At 70.1% G+C, this 15206-nt stretch carries 14 protein-coding genes and 1 pseudogene; 10 read left to right on the top strand and 5 right to left on the bottom strand.

Annotated features, from left to right (window positions below; genetic code table 11):
* Window positions 1-93: 93 nt before the first annotated feature.
* The 7 genes and pseudogenes from C8250_RS23955 (at window position 94) to pstB (ending at window position 8560) form a co-directional block, all read left to right on the top strand.
* Window positions 94-2469, top strand: a complete 2376-nt coding sequence (locus tag C8250_RS23955; protein WP_138354038.1) for an RNA degradosome polyphosphate kinase — start codon at window positions 94-96, stop codon at window positions 2467-2469.
* Window positions 2411-3698: pseudogene (locus C8250_RS23950) on the top strand (CHAD domain-containing protein). Before C8250_RS23955 ends, C8250_RS23950 begins: the two are co-directional and overlap by 59 nt.
* A gap of 6 nt (window positions 3699-3704) precedes the next feature.
* Window positions 3705-4148 (top strand): NUDIX hydrolase, encoded by a 444-nt coding sequence (locus C8250_RS23945; protein ID WP_138358489.1) that lies wholly within the window; start codon window positions 3705-3707, stop codon window positions 4146-4148.
* Between the two features lie 326 nt (window positions 4149-4474).
* A complete protein-coding gene (gene pstS / locus C8250_RS23940; protein WP_138358487.1) occupies window positions 4475-5602 on the top strand; it encodes a phosphate ABC transporter substrate-binding protein PstS in 1128 nt (375 codons plus the stop codon).
* 93 nt (window positions 5603-5695) lie between these two features.
* Window positions 5696-6676, top strand: coding sequence for a phosphate ABC transporter permease subunit PstC (gene pstC, locus C8250_RS23935; RefSeq protein WP_138358485.1), 981 nt, complete (start codon window positions 5696-5698; stop codon window positions 6674-6676).
* A complete protein-coding gene (pstA, locus tag C8250_RS23930) occupies window positions 6673-7746 on the top strand; it encodes a phosphate ABC transporter permease PstA (RefSeq protein WP_138358483.1) in 1074 nt (357 codons plus the stop codon). The genes pstC and pstA overlap by 4 nt, the downstream gene beginning before the upstream one ends.
* 37 nt (window positions 7747-7783) lie before the next feature.
* Entirely contained in the window at window positions 7784-8560 is a 777-nt protein-coding gene (gene pstB, locus C8250_RS23925; protein ID WP_138358481.1) for a phosphate ABC transporter ATP-binding protein PstB, read from the top strand.
* Window positions 8561-8717: 157 nt separating this feature from the next.
* Here the strand turns inward: pstB and C8250_RS23920 are convergent, their stop codons facing one another.
* Window positions 8718-9710: an inorganic phosphate transporter gene (locus C8250_RS23920; protein ID WP_138358479.1), complete on the bottom strand. Its 993-nt coding sequence runs from the start codon at window positions 9708-9710 to the stop codon at window positions 8718-8720.
* Window positions 9711-9716: 6 nt separating this feature from the next.
* Complete coding sequence (locus C8250_RS23915; RefSeq protein WP_138358477.1) at window positions 9717-10337, bottom strand: DUF47 family protein; 621 nt, start codon at window positions 10335-10337, stop codon at window positions 9717-9719.
* 217 nt (window positions 10338-10554) lie between these two features.
* On the opposite strand from C8250_RS23915, the gene C8250_RS23910 reads away from it, so the two are divergent.
* Window positions 10555-10917 carry a metal-sensitive transcriptional regulator gene (locus C8250_RS23910; RefSeq protein WP_138358475.1) on the top strand — a complete coding sequence of 121 codons (363 nt, stop codon included), beginning with the start codon at window positions 10555-10557 and terminating at the stop codon, window positions 10915-10917.
* Between the two features lie 163 nt (window positions 10918-11080).
* Here C8250_RS23910 and C8250_RS23905 read toward each other — a convergent pair whose 3' ends face one another.
* Both C8250_RS23905 and C8250_RS23900 read right to left on the bottom strand, forming a co-directional pair.
* Window positions 11081-11281: a hypothetical protein gene (locus C8250_RS23905; RefSeq protein ID WP_138358473.1), complete on the bottom strand. Its 201-nt coding sequence runs from the start codon at window positions 11279-11281 to the stop codon at window positions 11081-11083.
* Between the two features lie 133 nt (window positions 11282-11414).
* Window positions 11415-12290 carry a hypothetical protein gene (locus C8250_RS23900; protein WP_138358471.1) on the bottom strand — a complete coding sequence of 292 codons (876 nt, stop codon included), beginning with the start codon at window positions 12288-12290 and terminating at the stop codon, window positions 11415-11417.
* A 195-nt stretch (window positions 12291-12485) separates the two neighbouring features.
* Here C8250_RS23900 and C8250_RS23895 point away from each other — a divergent pair, with 195 nt between their 5' ends.
* Both C8250_RS23895 and C8250_RS23890 read left to right on the top strand, forming a co-directional pair.
* Window positions 12486-12647: a hypothetical protein gene (locus C8250_RS23895; protein WP_187144964.1), complete on the top strand. Its 162-nt coding sequence runs from the start codon at window positions 12486-12488 to the stop codon at window positions 12645-12647.
* Between the two features lie 171 nt (window positions 12648-12818).
* Window positions 12819-14369, top strand: coding sequence for an FAD-binding oxidoreductase (locus tag C8250_RS23890; RefSeq protein ID WP_138358469.1), 1551 nt, complete (start codon window positions 12819-12821; stop codon window positions 14367-14369).
* Between the two features lie 79 nt (window positions 14370-14448).
* Here the strand turns inward: C8250_RS23890 and C8250_RS23885 are convergent, their stop codons facing one another.
* Window positions 14449-15123, bottom strand: a complete 675-nt coding sequence (locus C8250_RS23885) for a phosphatase PAP2 family protein (protein ID WP_138358467.1) — start codon at window positions 15121-15123, stop codon at window positions 14449-14451.
* Between the last annotated feature and the right edge of the window lie 83 nt (window positions 15124-15206).

The following is a 15206-nucleotide window of genomic DNA, read 5'->3' as shown; positions in this document are numbered from 1 at the left end:
CTGAGACTTTGTGCACCACGGAGTCGCCCCCCGCTGTCCGGCCCGTCATGTTCTCGTTACCGCTGATTCAGACTGGCTTGCGAGCATCACGGAATGCAGCCCGCTGCCCCTCCCCCCAACCCGCAGCACCCCCCACCGCCCGACCTGCCGCTTTCCCGTTCGGCACGGGACAATGAACGGACGGCCCCAGGGCGCTCCCCGAGGGCTCCCGGCAAGCCGTACGACGTGTTCGACGTGCCGGAACCGGAGGAGGGCTCGTACTCCATGGCCTCGATGAATCAAGCCGGTGTCCCCGGTCAGCCCAAGGGGACAGGCACGGTCAGCACCGCTTTCCGACCCCAGTTCGTCCCCGACGTGGAGGCCGCTGTCGGCCCCGCCTCCGAGGGCGAAGCCGACGGTGATCTCCCCCAGGGCCGCTTCCTGGACCGCGAGCGCAGCTGGCTCGCGTTCAACGAACGCGTGCTGGAACTCGCCGAGGATCCGGCCACGCCGCTCCTCGAACGGGCTAACTTCCTCGCGATCTTCGCGAGCAATCTCGACGAGTTCTTCATGGTCCGGGTCGCCGGCCTCAAGCGCCGCATGGCGACCGGTGTCGCCACCCGTTCGGCCTCCGGCCTGCAGCCCCGCGACGTACTGGACCTGATCCTCACCCGGTCCCGCGAGCTCATGGCCCGGCACGCCGCCTGCTTCCAGAACGACATCGCACCGCAGCTGGCCGACGAGGGCATACACGTCATCCGCTGGGCGGAGCTGACGGAGAAGGAGCAGGCCCGCCTGTTCACCCTCTTCCGGCAGCAGATCTTCCCCGTGCTGACCCCGCTGGCCGTCGACCCGGCGCACCCGTTCCCGTACATCTCCGGCCTGTCCCTGAACCTGGCCGTCGTCGTACGGAACCCGGTCTCCGGGCACGAGCACTTCGCCCGGGTGAAGGTGCCGCCGATCCTCTCCCGCTTCCTCGAGGCGAGCCCGCAGCGCTACGTCCCGCTGGAGGACGTCATCGCCGCGCACCTGGAGGAGCTCTTCCCCGGTATGGAGGTCCTGGACCACCACATGTTCCGGGTCACCCGCAACGAGGACCTGGAGGTGGAGGAGGACGACACCGAGAACCTGCTCCAGGCGCTGGAGCGGGAGCTGATGCGGCGCCGCTTCGGGCCGCCGGTGCGCCTCGAAGTGGAAGAATCGATTGCTCCGCGGGTGCTCGACCTGCTCGTGCACGAGCTGAAGATGAAGCACACCGAGGTCTATCCGCTGCCCGGCCCGCTCGACCTGACCGGGCTGTTCGCGATAGCGGGCCTGGACCGGCCGGAGCTGAAGTACCCCAAGTACATCGCCGGCACCCACCGCGACCTGGCCGAGGTCGAATCGGCGTCGGCGCCCGACATCTTCGCGGCGCTGCGCGAACGCGATGTGCTGCTGCACCACCCGTACGACTCCTTCTCGACCTCCGTCCAGACCTTCCTGGACCAGGCGGCGGCCGACCCGGACGTACTGGCGATCAAGCAGACGCTGTACCGCACCTCCGGCGACTCCCCGATCGTGGACGCGCTCATCGACGCTGCCGAGGCGGGCAAGCAGGTCCTCGTCCTCGTCGAGATCAAGGCCCGCTTCGACGAACAGGCCAACATCAAGTGGGCCCGCAAGCTGGAGGAGGCGGGCTGCCACGTCGTCTACGGCCTGGTGGGGCTGAAGACGCACTGCAAGCTGTCGCTCGTGGTCCGCCAGGAGGGCGACACGCTGCGCCGCTACAGCCACATCGGCACCGGCAACTACCACCCCAAGACCGCACGGCTCTACGAGGACCTGGGGCTGCTCACCGCCGACCCGCAGGTCGGCGCGGACCTCTCGCACCTGTTCAACCGGCTGTCGGGCTACTCGCGCCGCGAGGTCTACAACCGGCTGCTCGTCGCGCCCCGCAACCTCCGCGACGGTCTGGTCTCCCGGATCATGGAGGAGATCACCCACCACCGGGCCGGCCGCCCGGCGTACATCCGGATGAAGCTCAACTCCATCGTCGACGAAGGAATCATCGACGCCCTCTACCGCGCCTCGCAGGCCGGTGTGCCCGTCGACATATGGGTACGCGGTATCTGCGCGGTCCGGCCGGGTGTCGCCGGGCTCTCGGAGAACATCCGGGTCCGCAGCACCCTGGGCCGGTTCCTCGAACACTCCAGGGTGTTCATCTTCGGCAACGGTGGCGAACCCGAAGTCTGGTTCGGCAGCGCCGACATGATGCACCGTAACCTCGACCGCCGCATCGAGGCGCTGGTCAGGGTCGCCGACCCGGCCCACCGCGCCACCCTCAACCGCCTGCTGGAGACCGGGACCGCGGACGACACCGCGTCCTGGCACCTCGCGGCGGACGGGAACTGGACCCGGCACAGCACCGGCCCCGACGGGCAGCCGCTGCGCAATGTCCAGGAGATGCTCATCGACGCCCGGAGGCGCCGGCGTGGCCCAGCGACACCGTGACACCGCGTACGCCCAGGCCGGCCAGCCGGCAATCGTCCTCGACGGGAAACCGGCCGGCGGGGCCGCCCTCGGCGCGCTGAGCGCCGGGGAGGTGGTCTCCGGCTACCTCCATGAGCAGGCGTCCACGTTCCTGCGCGCGCTCAGCCAGAGTGCCCAGGCCGACGACGAAGGTGCCGCCGCCAGCCTGCTGCTGCGCCGGTCCGCCCGCCGGATCGCCGCGACCCTGCACACGTACGGCACGCTCACCGACCCCGGCTGGGCCGATCCGCTGCGCACCGAGCTCGGCTGGGTCTCGACGTCCCTGGCCCACGAGCACCAGTACGCCGCCCGGCTCGCGCGGCTGCTGTCCGCCCTGCACCGGCTGGCCTCGGAGCCCGACCGGCCGGCCCTCGACACCGGCGACCCCGGCAACCCCGGCAACCCCGACGACCCCGCCCTGCCCGAGGAGCCCGCCCTCGGCTCGCAGGGGCCGCTGGCCATCAGGGGCGGCCCGCGCGGCCGCGCTGCTGGAACGGCAGCTGACGCTGGCGCGCACCCGGGCGCACGCCGCCGCACTGCAGGCGCTGGGCTCGTCGCGGTTCCACGCGGTGGCCGACGCCGTCGCCGTACTGGCCTCCGAGGTGCCGCTGTCCGCGGCGGCGGACGCACCCGCCACCGTGCGGCTGCCCCCGCTCGCGGGGCTGGCGCACCAGCGGCTCGCCGAGGCGGCGGCCGCGCTGCCGCTGGCGCGGGCCGGGCACCCGTACAACGCCGACGCCGTGCGCGCCGCGCTCGGCCCGGAGCTGTCCAGCGACCTGCAGGACGCACCGTGGCACCAGGCCCGCACCCTGCTGCGGCTCAGCCGCTACGCCGCCGAGGTCTGCCCGCCGGACGAACCCGGCGCCCGCGGCTCCGACGGCTCCGACGGCGGTCAGGGCCCGGACGATCAGGACGCCGGCGCCGGTACCCGTGCCGGTGAGAGCCTGCACGACCGGCTCAAGGACGCGGCCCGGCTGCTGGAGGGGCACCGGGAGGCCGCCGAGTCCGCCAATGCCGTGGCGACCGCCGCCCGCACCCCGCGGATCGCCCCGGCGACCGCGTACGCGCTGGGCGTGCTCCACGCCGACCAGCGGCAGGAGGTCGAGGCGGCCCGCTTCGCCTTCGCCCGGCTCTGGCAGCGCACCTCCGTACCGTCCGCCACCACCGTCCCAGCTGTCCCCGTTACCCCCGCCGTCCCCGGTTCGAGGTGAGCCACGATGCTGCGTTCCCCGGGGGAACAACCCCCCGTCCTGGCCGCGGGCGCGGTCCTCTGGCGCCGTTCGCCCCATGACGACGGCGTGGAGATCGCGCTGATCCACCGCCCCAAGTACGACGACTGGTCGCACCCGAAGGGCAAGCTCAAACGCGGTGAGGACCCGGTGGCCGCCGCGCTGCGGGAGATCCGCGAGGAGACCGGCATGGAGTGCGTGCTCGGCGCGCCGTTGCCGACCGCCCGCTATCTCGCCGACGGACGCCCCAAGGAGGTCCGCTACTGGGCCGCCGAGGCCGTCAGCGGCACCTTCGCCGTCAACGACGAGGTCGACCGGCTGGTCTGGCTCCCCCCGGCGGCGGCGCGCAACCGCCTCACGCACGAGCGCGACCGCCCGCTCGTCGACGCCATGCTGCGGACCGTACGGCCCGGCGCCGCCCGGCGGCGCTAGGGCGCGTGCCAGGCGTCGTGGGCCAGGCGGGACTTTCGCAACACGCCCTGGCCGACCCGGCAGCCCGACCCACCCTGACCAGGGCTTTCCCGGACCGGCACCACGCGTCCCAGGACTCCCACGCGCCCCTCGGAGCGCCGTCGGCGACAGGCCGCCCCGCACTGATAGACGAGGTTCACCTTGCGTTCACCCTCTCCCGTTGGTCGATTCACTTCCTCTGCATAATTTCGGCCTTACCGGTGAGCATCACGCTGTGCCGGGTGGATGCAGACCTCCATACCTCTGCTTCGCCGTCCACCGGCGGGCTCCTGGAAGGAACACAGAAGGTGAAGCTTTCCCGTAACAGCGGACTGCGCGCCCTGACCGTCGGCGCGGTCGCGGTTTCCAGCGCGTTGGTCCTGACCGCCTGTGGTTCCGACAACAACGCTTCGCCTGGCGACACCAAGACCTCGGGTGCCGCGAAGAGCTCCATCGCGTGCGCCAAGGGCGGTCAGCTGCTCGCCTCCGGCTCCAGCGCGCAGAAGAACGCGATGGACGTGTGGGTCAAGAACTACATGGCGGCCTGCCCCGGCACGAACATCAACTACAAGAGCTCGTCCTCGGGCGAGGGTGTCACCCAGTTCAACCAGGGTGCCGTCAGCATCGCGGGTTCCGACTCCCCGCTGAAGCCCGAGGAGATCACCGCCTCGAAGACCATCTGCAAGGGCGGCCAGGGCATCGACCTCCCGATGGTCGGCGGCCCGATCGCGATCGGCTACCACCTGCCGGGCGTCGACAACCTGGTCCTGGACGCGCCGACCCTCGCGAAGATCTTCAACTCGACGATCACCAAGTGGGACGACGAGGCGATCAAGAAGCTCAACCCGACCGCCAAGCTCCCCAGCAGCAACATCCAGGCGTTCCACCGCTCGACGGACTCGGGCACCACGGACAACCTGACCAAGTACTTCAACGCGACGGCCAAGGCCGAGTGGCCCTACGAGCACGCGAAGGCCTGGAAGGGCAAGGGCGGCCAGTCCGCCCCCGGCTCCGCCGACATCGCCTCGAACGTGAAGCAGGCCGAGGGCACCATCGGCTACTTCGAGCTGTCGTTCGCCACCGCGAACAACCTGCAGACGGTCAAGCTCGCCACCGGCGCCGCTGCCCCCGTCGCGGCCAGCTCGGAGAACGCCTCCAAGGCCATCGCCGAGGCCAAGGTCACCGGCACCGGCACCGACCTGTCGCTGAAGCTCGCCTACGACACGAAGGCCGAGGGCGCCTACCCGCTGGCCCTCGTCACCTACGAGATCGCCTGCGACAAGGGCAACAAGGCCGACACGCTCGAGCTCGCGAAGTCCTTCCTCACCTACATCGCGAGCGAGGACGGCCAGAAGGGCCTCTCCTCCATCGGCTACGCCCCGCTGCCGACGGAGATCGCCACCAAGGTCCGCGCCCAGATCGCGACCCTCTCCTAGTACGCGCGGCCGGCCCCGTACCGCACGGGGCCGGCCGCACATCCGGTGCACCGCCGCCGGGGGAGCCATCCCCCACCCAGACCGGAGAACCTCATGGACATAACACCGACGGACAGCGCACTGCCTCCCCCCTCCCGGGGTTCTGTCACCCGCATCGGGGACCGCGTGTTCAGCGGTCTCGCCCGCGGGTCCGGCATCTTCCTCCTGGTCGTCATGGCCTCGATCGCGGTCTTCCTCACGATCCGCGCGACGCACGCCATCTCCCAGGACCACGCGAACTTCTTCACCAGCTTCGAATGGGACGCCAACGCGACCCCGCCGGTCTTCGGCATCGGCGTCCTGATCTACGGCACGATCGTCAGCTCCGTGATCGCGATGGCCCTCGCGGTCCCGATCGCGGTCGGCATCGCGCTGTTCATCTCGCACTACGCGCCGCGCCGGCTGGCCACCCCGCTCGCCTACGTCGTCGACCTGCTCGCCGCGATCCCGAGCATCATCTACGGCCTGTGGGGCGCGATCTACCTCGTGCCGCACCTGAAGGGCCTGAACCTCTGGCTCGACGAGTACCTCGGCTGGACCGGAGTCTTCGACAAGACCGACCCCGAGGGCGCGGCCCGTTCGCTCTTCACCGTCGGCATCCTGCTGGCGATCATGATCCTGCCGATCATCACCAACGTCAGCCGTGAAGTCTTCCGGCAGGTGCCGAAGATGCACGAGGAAGCGGCGCTCGCGCTCGGCGCGACCCGCTGGGAAGTCATCCGGATGTCGGTGCTGCCGTTCGCCCGCTCCGGAATCATCAGCGCCTCGATGCTCGGCCTCGGCCGCGCACTGGGCGAGACGATGGCCGTGGCCACGGTCCTGTCGGCCTCCCCGGTGCTGTCCGCGAAGCTCCTCGACCCGGTCGGCGGGACCTTCGCGCAGAACATCGCCGCCAAGTTCGGCGAGGCGTCACCGTTCGGACGTGACGCGCTGATCGCCTCCGGCCTCGTCCTGTTCGTCATCACGCTGCTGGTGAACGGCGCGGCCCGCCTGATCATCGCCCGCCGCAAGGAGTACTCGGGGGCCAACGCATGAGCCACACCATCGCCGACAAGGCGCCCGCCGCGGTCCCGGCGACCCGCCGGCTGTCGCAGCGCCGGATGCCCCGCTGGGCACCGGCCGCCATCGCCGCCGCCGCGATCCTGCTCGGTATCGGCATCGGCCTCGCGGCCGGGCTGGAGAGCCGGATCCAGTGGGGCATGATCGCGCTGCTGCTCTTCGTGGCCGGCACCTACGCGGTGACCACGGCCGTCGAGGGCCGCCGGCAGGCCAAGGACCGCGTCGTCACCAGCATCGTCTGGGCCTGCTTCATCGTGGCCATCGTGCCGCTGTACTCGCTGATCGCGACGACGATCTCCAAGGGCCTCAAGGTCCTGAACGGCGACTTCCTGAGCCACTCGATGGGCGGGGTCATCACGATCCAGCCCGGCGGCGGCATCTACCACGCGATCATCGGTACCATCGAGCAGGTCGGCATCGCGACGCTGATCGCCACCCCGATCGGTCTGCTGACGGCGGTCTACCTGGTCGAGTACGGCAAGGGCAAGCTCGCCAAGGCCGTCACGTTCTTCGTGGACGTCATGACCGGCATCCCGTCGATCGTCGCCGGTCTGTTCATCCTGACCGTGTGGGTCCTGATGCTCGGCAACGGCCCGTCCGGCTTCGCCGGCTCGATGGCCCTGACGATCCTGATGCTGCCGGTCGTGGTCCGCTCGACCGAGGAGATGCTCAAGCTCGTTCCGAACGAGCTGCGCGAGGCGTCCCTCGCGCTGGGCGTCCCGAAGTGGCGCACCATCCTCAAGGTGGTCCTGCCCACGGCCATCGGCGGCATCACGACCGGCGTCATGCTGGCCGTCGCCCGCATCACCGGCGAGACCGCGCCGATCATGCTGCTGGTCTTCGGCAGCCAGATCATCAACAACAACCCCTTCGAGGGTGGTCAGTCCTCCCTGTCGTACTACGTGTTCGAGCAGTTCCAGAACGGCAACGACGCGTCGTACGACCGAGCCTGGGCCGCGGCCCTGGTGCTGATCGCCTTCGTCATGATCCTGAACGTGGTGGCTCGCGGCATCGCCCGCTGGAAGGCCCCCAAGACCGGTCGCTGACGCGACCAACCCAGCGACCTCTGATGGAGACCCCACCATGGCGAAGCGCATCGACGTAAGCGGCCTCTCCGCTTACTACAGCAACCACAAAGCGATCGACGACATCTCGATGACCGTCGAGCCCCGTTCCGTGACGGCCTTCATCGGCCCGTCCGGCTGCGGCAAGTCCACCTTCCTGCGGACCTTGAACCGGATGCACGAGGTCACCCCCGGTGGCCGCGTCGAGGGCAAGGTCATGCTGGACGACGAGAACCTCTACGCGTCGGGCGTCGACCCGGTCGCGGTCCGCCGGACCGTCGGCATGGTCTTCCAGCGCCCGAACCCGTTCCCCACCATGTCGATCTTCGACAACGTGGCGGCCGGCCTCAAGCTCAACGGCATGCGCCGCAAGAGCGAGCTGGAGAACGTCGTCGAGAAGTCCCTCAAGGGCGCCAACCTCTGGAACGAGGTCAAGGACCGGCTCAACAAGCCCGGCTCCGGCCTCTCCGGCGGCCAGCAGCAGCGACTCTGCATCGCCCGCGCCATCGCGGTCGAACCGCAGGTCCTGCTGATGGACGAGCCCTGCTCGGCGCTCGACCCGATCTCCACCCTCGCGATCGAGGACCTGATCGGCGAGCTGAAGGCCCGCTTCACGATCGTGATCGTGACGCACAACATGCAGCAGGCGGCGCGCGTCTCCGACCGCACGGCCTTCTTCAACCTGTCGGCCATCGGCCAGCCCGGCAAGCTCATCGAGCTGGACGACACCGAGCGGATCTTCTCCAACCCGTCGGTCCAGGCCACGGAGGACTACATCTCCGGCCGCTTCGGCTAGGCCGGTACCTGAGCCGTCCTGCGGTGCTGCATGGCGGTGCCACCGCAAGGCGAAGGGCCCGCCCCCGTGAGGGGGGCGGGCCCATTCCTTTTGCCGTTCCGGGTTGTGCAGGTCAGAAGACCCGTACTCAGAAGACCAGTGCTCAGAAGTCCAGTGCTCAGAAGATCAGTGCGACGATCCAGTAGCTGACCGCGGCGACGACGGCCGCGGCCGGCATCGTGATGAACCAGCCGGCCACGATGTTCTTGGCGACACCCCAGCGCACGGCCTTGACCCGCTTCGTCGCGCCGACACCCATGATCGCCGAGGTGATCACATGCGTCGTCGAGACCGGGGCCTGGAAGACGTACGACGTCGTGTAGAGGATCGAGGCGGCGGTCGTCTCGGCCGCGAAGCCCTGCGGCGGGTCCAGTTCGATGATGCGGCGCCCCAGCGTCCGCATGATCCGCCAGCCGCCGGCGTAGGTGCCGAGCGAGAGCATCGCCGCGCACGCGAACTTCACCCAGGTCGGGATCGAGTCGCCGTTCTGCACATCAGCGATGGTCAGGGCCATCACCACGACGCCCATCGTCTTCTGCGCGTCCTGCAGACCGTGGCCGAGCGCCATCGCCGCCGCCGAGACCGTCTGCGCGATCCGGAAACCGCGCTTGGCCTTGTGCGGGTTGGACTTACGGAACATCCACAGGATGGCGAGCATCACCAGATAGCCGACCACCAGGCCGACCACCGGCGACAGGAACATCGGGATGACGACCTTCTCGACCACACCCGACCAGATGACGGTGATGCCGCCCGCGAGGGCCGCGCCGACCATCCCGCCGAACAGCGCGTGGCTGGAACTCGACGGTAGTCCGAAGTACCAGGTGACCAGGTTCCATACGATCGCGCCCACCAGGGCCGCGAACAGGACGGCCATCCCGGACCGCCCCTGCGGCGTCTCGATGAGCCCCTTGCTGACCGTCTTGGCCACGCCGCTGCCGAGGAAGGCACCGGCCAGGTTCATGACGGCGGCCATGGCGAGCGCCGCCTTCGGCGTCAGCGCGCGCGTCGACACCGACGTGGCGATGGCGTTCGCCGAGTCGTGGAACCCGTTCGTGTACGTGAATCCGAGCGCGACGCCAATGGTCACGATCAGTGCAAAGGTGTCCACAGAAGGTCAGGACTCCTTGACCGCGATGGTCTCCACGGTGTTCGCGACATGCTCGAACGCGTCCGCGGCCTCTTCCAGTACGTCCACGATCTGCTTGAGCTTCAGCACGTCCATGGCGTCGTACTTGCCGTTGAACAGGTGTGCGAGCAGCTTGCGGTGGACCTGGTCCGCCTGGTTCTCCAGGCGGTTGATCTCGATCCAGTACTCGGTGAGGTTGGACATCGTCCGCAGGTTCGGCATCGCCTCGGCGGTCAGCACCGCTGCCCGCGCCAGCACCTCGATCTGCTGCTCGACACCCTTCGGCAGCTCGTCCACCTGGTAGAGAACGACGAGGTCGACGGCCTCTTCCATGTAATCCATGATGTCGTCGAGACACGACGCGAGGTTGTAGATGTCCTCACGGTCGAACGGGGTGATGAAGGAGGAGTTCAGCTGGTGGAAGATCGCGTGGGTCGCGTCGTCCCCCGCGTGCTCCGCCGCCCGCATCCGTTCGGCGATCTCGATACGCGTGGCCGAATCGGCCCCGAGCAGTTCCATGAGGAGCTTCGAACCTGTGACGATGTTGTCCGCGGATGCGGCGAACATGTCATAGAAGCTCGTCTCCCTGGGGGTCAGACGAAAGCGCACGTGAGGTCCTCGGGGTGCATCGGATTCGGTCTCGTCAGGTCTCGTTGATGCTAGGCGCATCATCCGGCCACGGCTAACCGGCGTCACCCAGTGTCGCCCATCGGACAGACTGCCCCTCACCGGGGCCACTCCCCCAGCTAACGCTGGGAGGTGCCCCCATAAGGCACCGATCGGTAAGATATACCCACCAGGGGTATTTTCGGGCAGGGAGAACGGGATGACGACCACCGAGACCGACCAGGCCGACGAGACCGCGGAGGCCGCGCCGAGCGCTTCGGCACCGCACAGCCCGCCCGGCCCGCACGGCTACAGCGACCACAAGGACGCCCACCTCAAGCGGCTCCGCCGGATCGAGGGTCAGATCCGCGGGCTCCAGCGCATGGTGGAGGAGGACGTCTACTGCATCGATGTCCTCACACAGGTTTCGGCCAGTACCAAGGGCCTGCAGTCGTTCGCCCTCCAGCTGCTGGAGGAGCACCTGCGGCACTGTGTCGCCGCGGCCGCCGCCGAGGGCGGGCCGCAGATCGACGACAAGGTCGCCGAAGCGACCGCGGCCATAGCCCGGCTGCTGCGCACCTGAGCCCCGGCCGGCAGCCGGGCCCGTAGCGTTCCCACGGACCCGGCCGGCGACCGAGACGAATATCTCCACGGTGGTCCGGTGCTGCGGTCATGCGGTACTGAGCTTGTTCAGTGCTGCGGTTCTTCGGTGATGCGGTCGTTCGGTGATGCGGTCGTTCGGTGGTTCAGTTCGGGCGCCGGGCCGCCTGTGCGGGGATCCGCACCGACTGAAGCTCCGTCGTCCGGTCCACTTCGAGCACCTCGTCGATCCGGGCGAAGCTCAACCGCTCCTCACCGGCGGCGGAAGCCGCGATCATCAGCTCGCCGCACAGCTCGATCTCCGCGAGGGCCACGAAGTCCTGACTCGACCCGTTATGCGTAGACATGTGCGTTTCGCGAGACAAAGCCACGTGCACCACCTCCTCGTCCTCGAGCAGTGGCCGGTTTCATCGGCCACTGGTCAGAGTAGGCACCCGCACACGGTCCGCGCATGGCACGGAAGGACCATTTCGCCCACCGTCATTTCGGAGGTGCAGTAACGATCTTCCCGTTGTAAATATCGGCCGGTTTCGGCAGAACGACGGTCACCGGCGTACCGAACGCGTCGAACAGCGTGATCGACGTCACCGTCACATCGCTCGGCGCGGACGGCTTGGCCGCACCCGCTGTACCCGCCGCACCCGCCGTCCCGCTGAAGGTGAAGCGCTGGCTGACCTTCCGCGGCCGCCCCTGCGCGTCGAGGTACACATCGAACGGCACCTGCGTCACGGAGAATCCCTTGGCCGCCGCCGCGAGCGGCTGCCGGGTGGCCGGCGAGGCACCGCGGGCCGCGCGGGCGATGTCCGTCACTCCCCGGAAGTGCCGCACCTTCACCCCGTGGAACATCTCGTCGCCGACCAGCTCCACCTGCTGCGCCCCGCGCAGGAGTTCGGCCGCCGCCAGCGGATCGGTCGCACCGCCGGTCACGAGGTTGCCGTCGGACAGCTGCGTGGTGTCCACCCGCACCCACTTGTCGACGGGCACGCCGGCGCCGCGGTCCTTCATGTACAGCGAACCCGGCGTCATCAGCTCGGTGACCGGGCGGTGCTCCTCGGCCCCGGCGGCGTCCTTGGGGAGGGTGACCCGCAGCTCACCCTGGCCCTTGCCGTAGTCGAACCCGCCGGACCCGGTGATCACCACCCGGGTCCCGCCGCTCGCCATCTCCATCGACGTGCTGACCTTCGAACTCCCGGCCCGGATCAGGGCGTCGGCCGACCGGCGCACGGATTCGCCGGAGTCCGCGCCCGGTCCGTCGGCCGCCGCGCCGTCCCCGGCACAGCCGGTCAGCACCGTCACCCCGCACACGAACCCCGCCGCGGCGGCGGCCGTCACCATCCGCCTGCGCTGCATCACCATCGCCCGCTACCCCCTGGGAATCCCGCCACCGGCCTCGCCCGACTAACGACGGGCCGCCCGCCCCCGTAACGGCGCCCGCCGCGAACCGCGGGTGACGCCCCGGTCGCACGGGAGCGCGCGGGGAGCGGCCACCGGCCGCGAGCGCAGGGAAGCAACCCCTCCACGACCCGCTCCCCCGTCCCGTACCGTGGTTGTGTGCTCATCCAGTCCGCCGCCGCCCCGTCCGGAACCCACCACACGACGGTCACCGACCAGGGCTCCTTCGCCAGCGCCCGCTGTTCCTGCGGTTGGAAAGGCCCCGCCCGCCGCGCCCGCGACCGCGCCCGCCGGGACGCCGAGGCGCACACCGGCGGCTGACGCCCCCGGCGTCCCCCGGCCCGATCTTCCCGATCTTCCCGACCTGAACTCCCCGGCCCCGCACCACTCGCGGCGTTTCCGGCACCTGCTGCCCCTTGCGTACCGCATGCGGCGGGTAGGAGGGTGAGCAGTCGCCCGCCGACGGCGGGCCCCGGGCAGGAGGCTGCGGCCGTGAACCGACGAGATGCGCTCCGCGCCGGATACGGCGTCGCCGCGTCGACGTGGCTGGCCGGCTGCAGCACGGGCGACAGCGCCGACGCGAAGCCGCCGGGTCCTTCCGGCACCCCGGCCCCCACCACCCCGAGCGGGACCGGCACCTCCACCACCCCCGGTTCACCGCCGGACTGGCCGGCCCTGGCCAAGGGCCTGGGCGGCGCGCTGATCCGCCCGGACGACAGCGCGTACGACGCGTCCCGCCGGCTCTACAACACCCGCTTCGACGGGCTGCGCCCCGCCGCCATCGCCTACGCCTCGGGCCCGGACGACATCCGCGAGTGCCTGGACTTCGCACGCCGTTCCCGGTCGGTCCGGCTGTCGGTAAGGAGCGGCGGCCATTCGTACGGCGGCTGGTCCGGCGGCGGCCAGGACCACCTCGTCCTGGACGTGTCCCGGCTCAACGCGATCAGCACCGGCGGAACAACCGCCACCGTCGGCGCCGGCGCGAAACTCATCGATGTGTACTCCCGCCTCGGCGAGCACGGCAGGACCGTCCCCGCAGGCTCCTGCCCCTCGGTCGGCGTTTCCGGTCTCACCCTCGGCGGCGGCCATGGCGTACTCAGCCGCTCGTACGGTCTGACCTGCGACAGCCTCACGGGCGCCACCATCATCACCGCCGACGGCAAGCAGTTGGACTGCGACGCGACCACGAACTCCGACCTCTTCTGGGCGCTGCGCGGCGCGGGCTGCGGCAACTTCGGGGTCGTCACCGAGCTCCGCTTCGCGACCCACCCCGCGCCGTCCGTCGTGACGGGGTACGCCACCTGGCCGTGGAGCCGGGCGGCGGCCGTCGTCCGGGCCTGGCAGGAGTGGGGACCCGACCAGCCGGACCACATCTGGTCGGCGCTCCACCTGGAGGGGCCGGCGGGCGGCTCTCCGACGGTCTCGCTCGCCACCCTGTCGACCGGCTCGCGGAGCGATCTGGCCAACGCCGTCGACCGGCTCGCCGGGACCGCGGGAGGCGGATCACCCTCCTTCTCGACGCACCCGCGCTCCTACATGGAGGCGATGTTCTCGTACGCCGGCTGCTCGGGCCTGACCACCGCCGAGTGCCATCTGCCGCCCAAGGGCCGGCTGCAGCGCGAGACGTACACCGCCCGTTCGGACTTCTACGACCACTCGCTGTCGCCCGCGGGCATCCAGGCCCTGCTCGGCCAGGTCGAGCGGCTCGGCTCGCTCTCCGGCGGCGGCGCCGGCAGCGTGGCGCTGACCGCCCTGGGCGGCGCGGTCAACCGGGTCGACCCCGGCGCGACAGCGTTCGTGCACCGCCGTTCCCGTTTCCTGGCGCAATACATCGCCTCGGACGCCCTCAGCCGGACGAGCTGGCTGGACACGCTGTACGGGGCGATGCGCCGCTACGCCTCGGGCGCCGCCTACCAGAACTACGCCGACCCGGCCCTGAAGGACTGGCGCCAGGCCTACTACGGCAGCGCCGCGGCCCGTCTGACGGAGGTGAAGAAGAAGTACGACCCGGACCGGCTCTTCGACTACCCGCAGGCCGTGTAGGCCCGCTGCGGGCCCCGGTGCCGGCGGGCCCCGGTGCCGGCGGGCTCAGGCGGCCGGCGGGCTCAGGCGGCCGGCGGGCTCAGGCCGCCAGGTCCTTGTCGTACGCGGTGGGCATCGGGTACGCCCCACCCCGCCGCGCCGGGGACCGGACGAGCCCGCGCATCCGGGACCGGCCCATCGCCGCCGTGACGGGCGTCAGCAGCGCCATCGCGAGCGGTGCGAGCAGCAGCGCCGTGGCGGTACCGAGGGCGAAGCCGCCGATCACGTCGGTCGGGTAGTGCACGCCCATGAAGACCCGGCAGAAACCCTCGGCGAGCGCGATCAGTATGGCGACGACACCCACCTTGCGGCTGACCATGAACAGCCCGACAGCCATGGCCATCGTGAGCGTCGCGTGATCGCTCACGAACGAGAAGTCGGACTTCCCCTTGATCAGGACGTCGAGCCCCTCATGGTCCACGAAGGGCCGGGGCCGCTCCACGAGACCGCGCACCGGGATGTTCAGCAGCAGCGCGATGCCGGCGGCGAGGCCGGACCACACCACCCCGGCGACCGCGGCGGGCGCCTGCTCGCTGCGCCGCGCGACCCGCCACCAGCACCAGCCGGCCAGCAGCAGCATGAGCACGATCAGCCCGTACTCGCCGATGAACTCCACGGAGCGGTCGACCCAGTGCGGGGAGTCCTTGGCAAGGCCGTTGATGTCGCGCAGCAGGCCCACGTCAGGGTTCGAGCCGTCGGTTGCGTGCTCTGCCATGTGGTGGTGCCCCTTACCTGGTCCATACTCCGGCCCCGCTGCTGGCCTCCAGGCCATGAACGCCGTTTCTTCGCGCCATTGTC

Origin of the sequence: Streptomyces sp. So13.3 (assembly GCF_005860785.2) — a bacterium.
GTDB classification, from domain to species: domain Bacteria; phylum Actinomycetota; class Actinomycetes; order Streptomycetales; family Streptomycetaceae; genus Actinacidiphila; species Actinacidiphila fildesensis.
The sequence above is the reverse complement of the archived record's forward strand: the minus strand, read 5'-3'. Positions and strand labels throughout refer to the sequence as shown.

Excerpts from the sequence above, each read along its gene's own strand:
- C8250_RS23955 (WP_138354038.1), top strand. The coding sequence starts at position 94 with ATGCAGCCCGCTGCCCCTCCCCCCAACCCGCAGCACCCCCCACCGCCC.
- C8250_RS23945 (WP_138358489.1), top strand. The coding sequence starts at position 3,705 with ATGCTGCGTTCCCCGGGGGAACAACCCCCCGTCCTGGCCGCGGGCGCG.
- pstC (WP_138358485.1), top strand. The coding sequence starts at position 5,696 with ATGGACATAACACCGACGGACAGCGCACTGCCTCCCCCCTCCCGGGGT.
- pstA (WP_138358483.1), top strand. The coding sequence starts at position 6,673 with ATGAGCCACACCATCGCCGACAAGGCGCCCGCCGCGGTCCCGGCGACC.
- pstB (WP_138358481.1), top strand. The coding sequence starts at position 7,784 with ATGGCGAAGCGCATCGACGTAAGCGGCCTCTCCGCTTACTACAGCAAC.
- C8250_RS23910 (WP_138358475.1), top strand. The coding sequence starts at position 10,555 with ATGACGACCACCGAGACCGACCAGGCCGACGAGACCGCGGAGGCCGCG.
- C8250_RS23905 (WP_138358473.1), bottom strand. The coding sequence starts at position 11,281 with ATGTCTACGCATAACGGGTCGAGTCAGGACTTCGTGGCCCTCGCGGAG.
- C8250_RS23900 (WP_138358471.1), bottom strand. The coding sequence starts at position 12,290 with ATGGTGATGCAGCGCAGGCGGATGGTGACGGCCGCCGCCGCGGCGGGG.
- C8250_RS23885 (WP_138358467.1), bottom strand. The coding sequence starts at position 15,123 with ATGGCAGAGCACGCAACCGACGGCTCGAACCCTGACGTGGGCCTGCTG.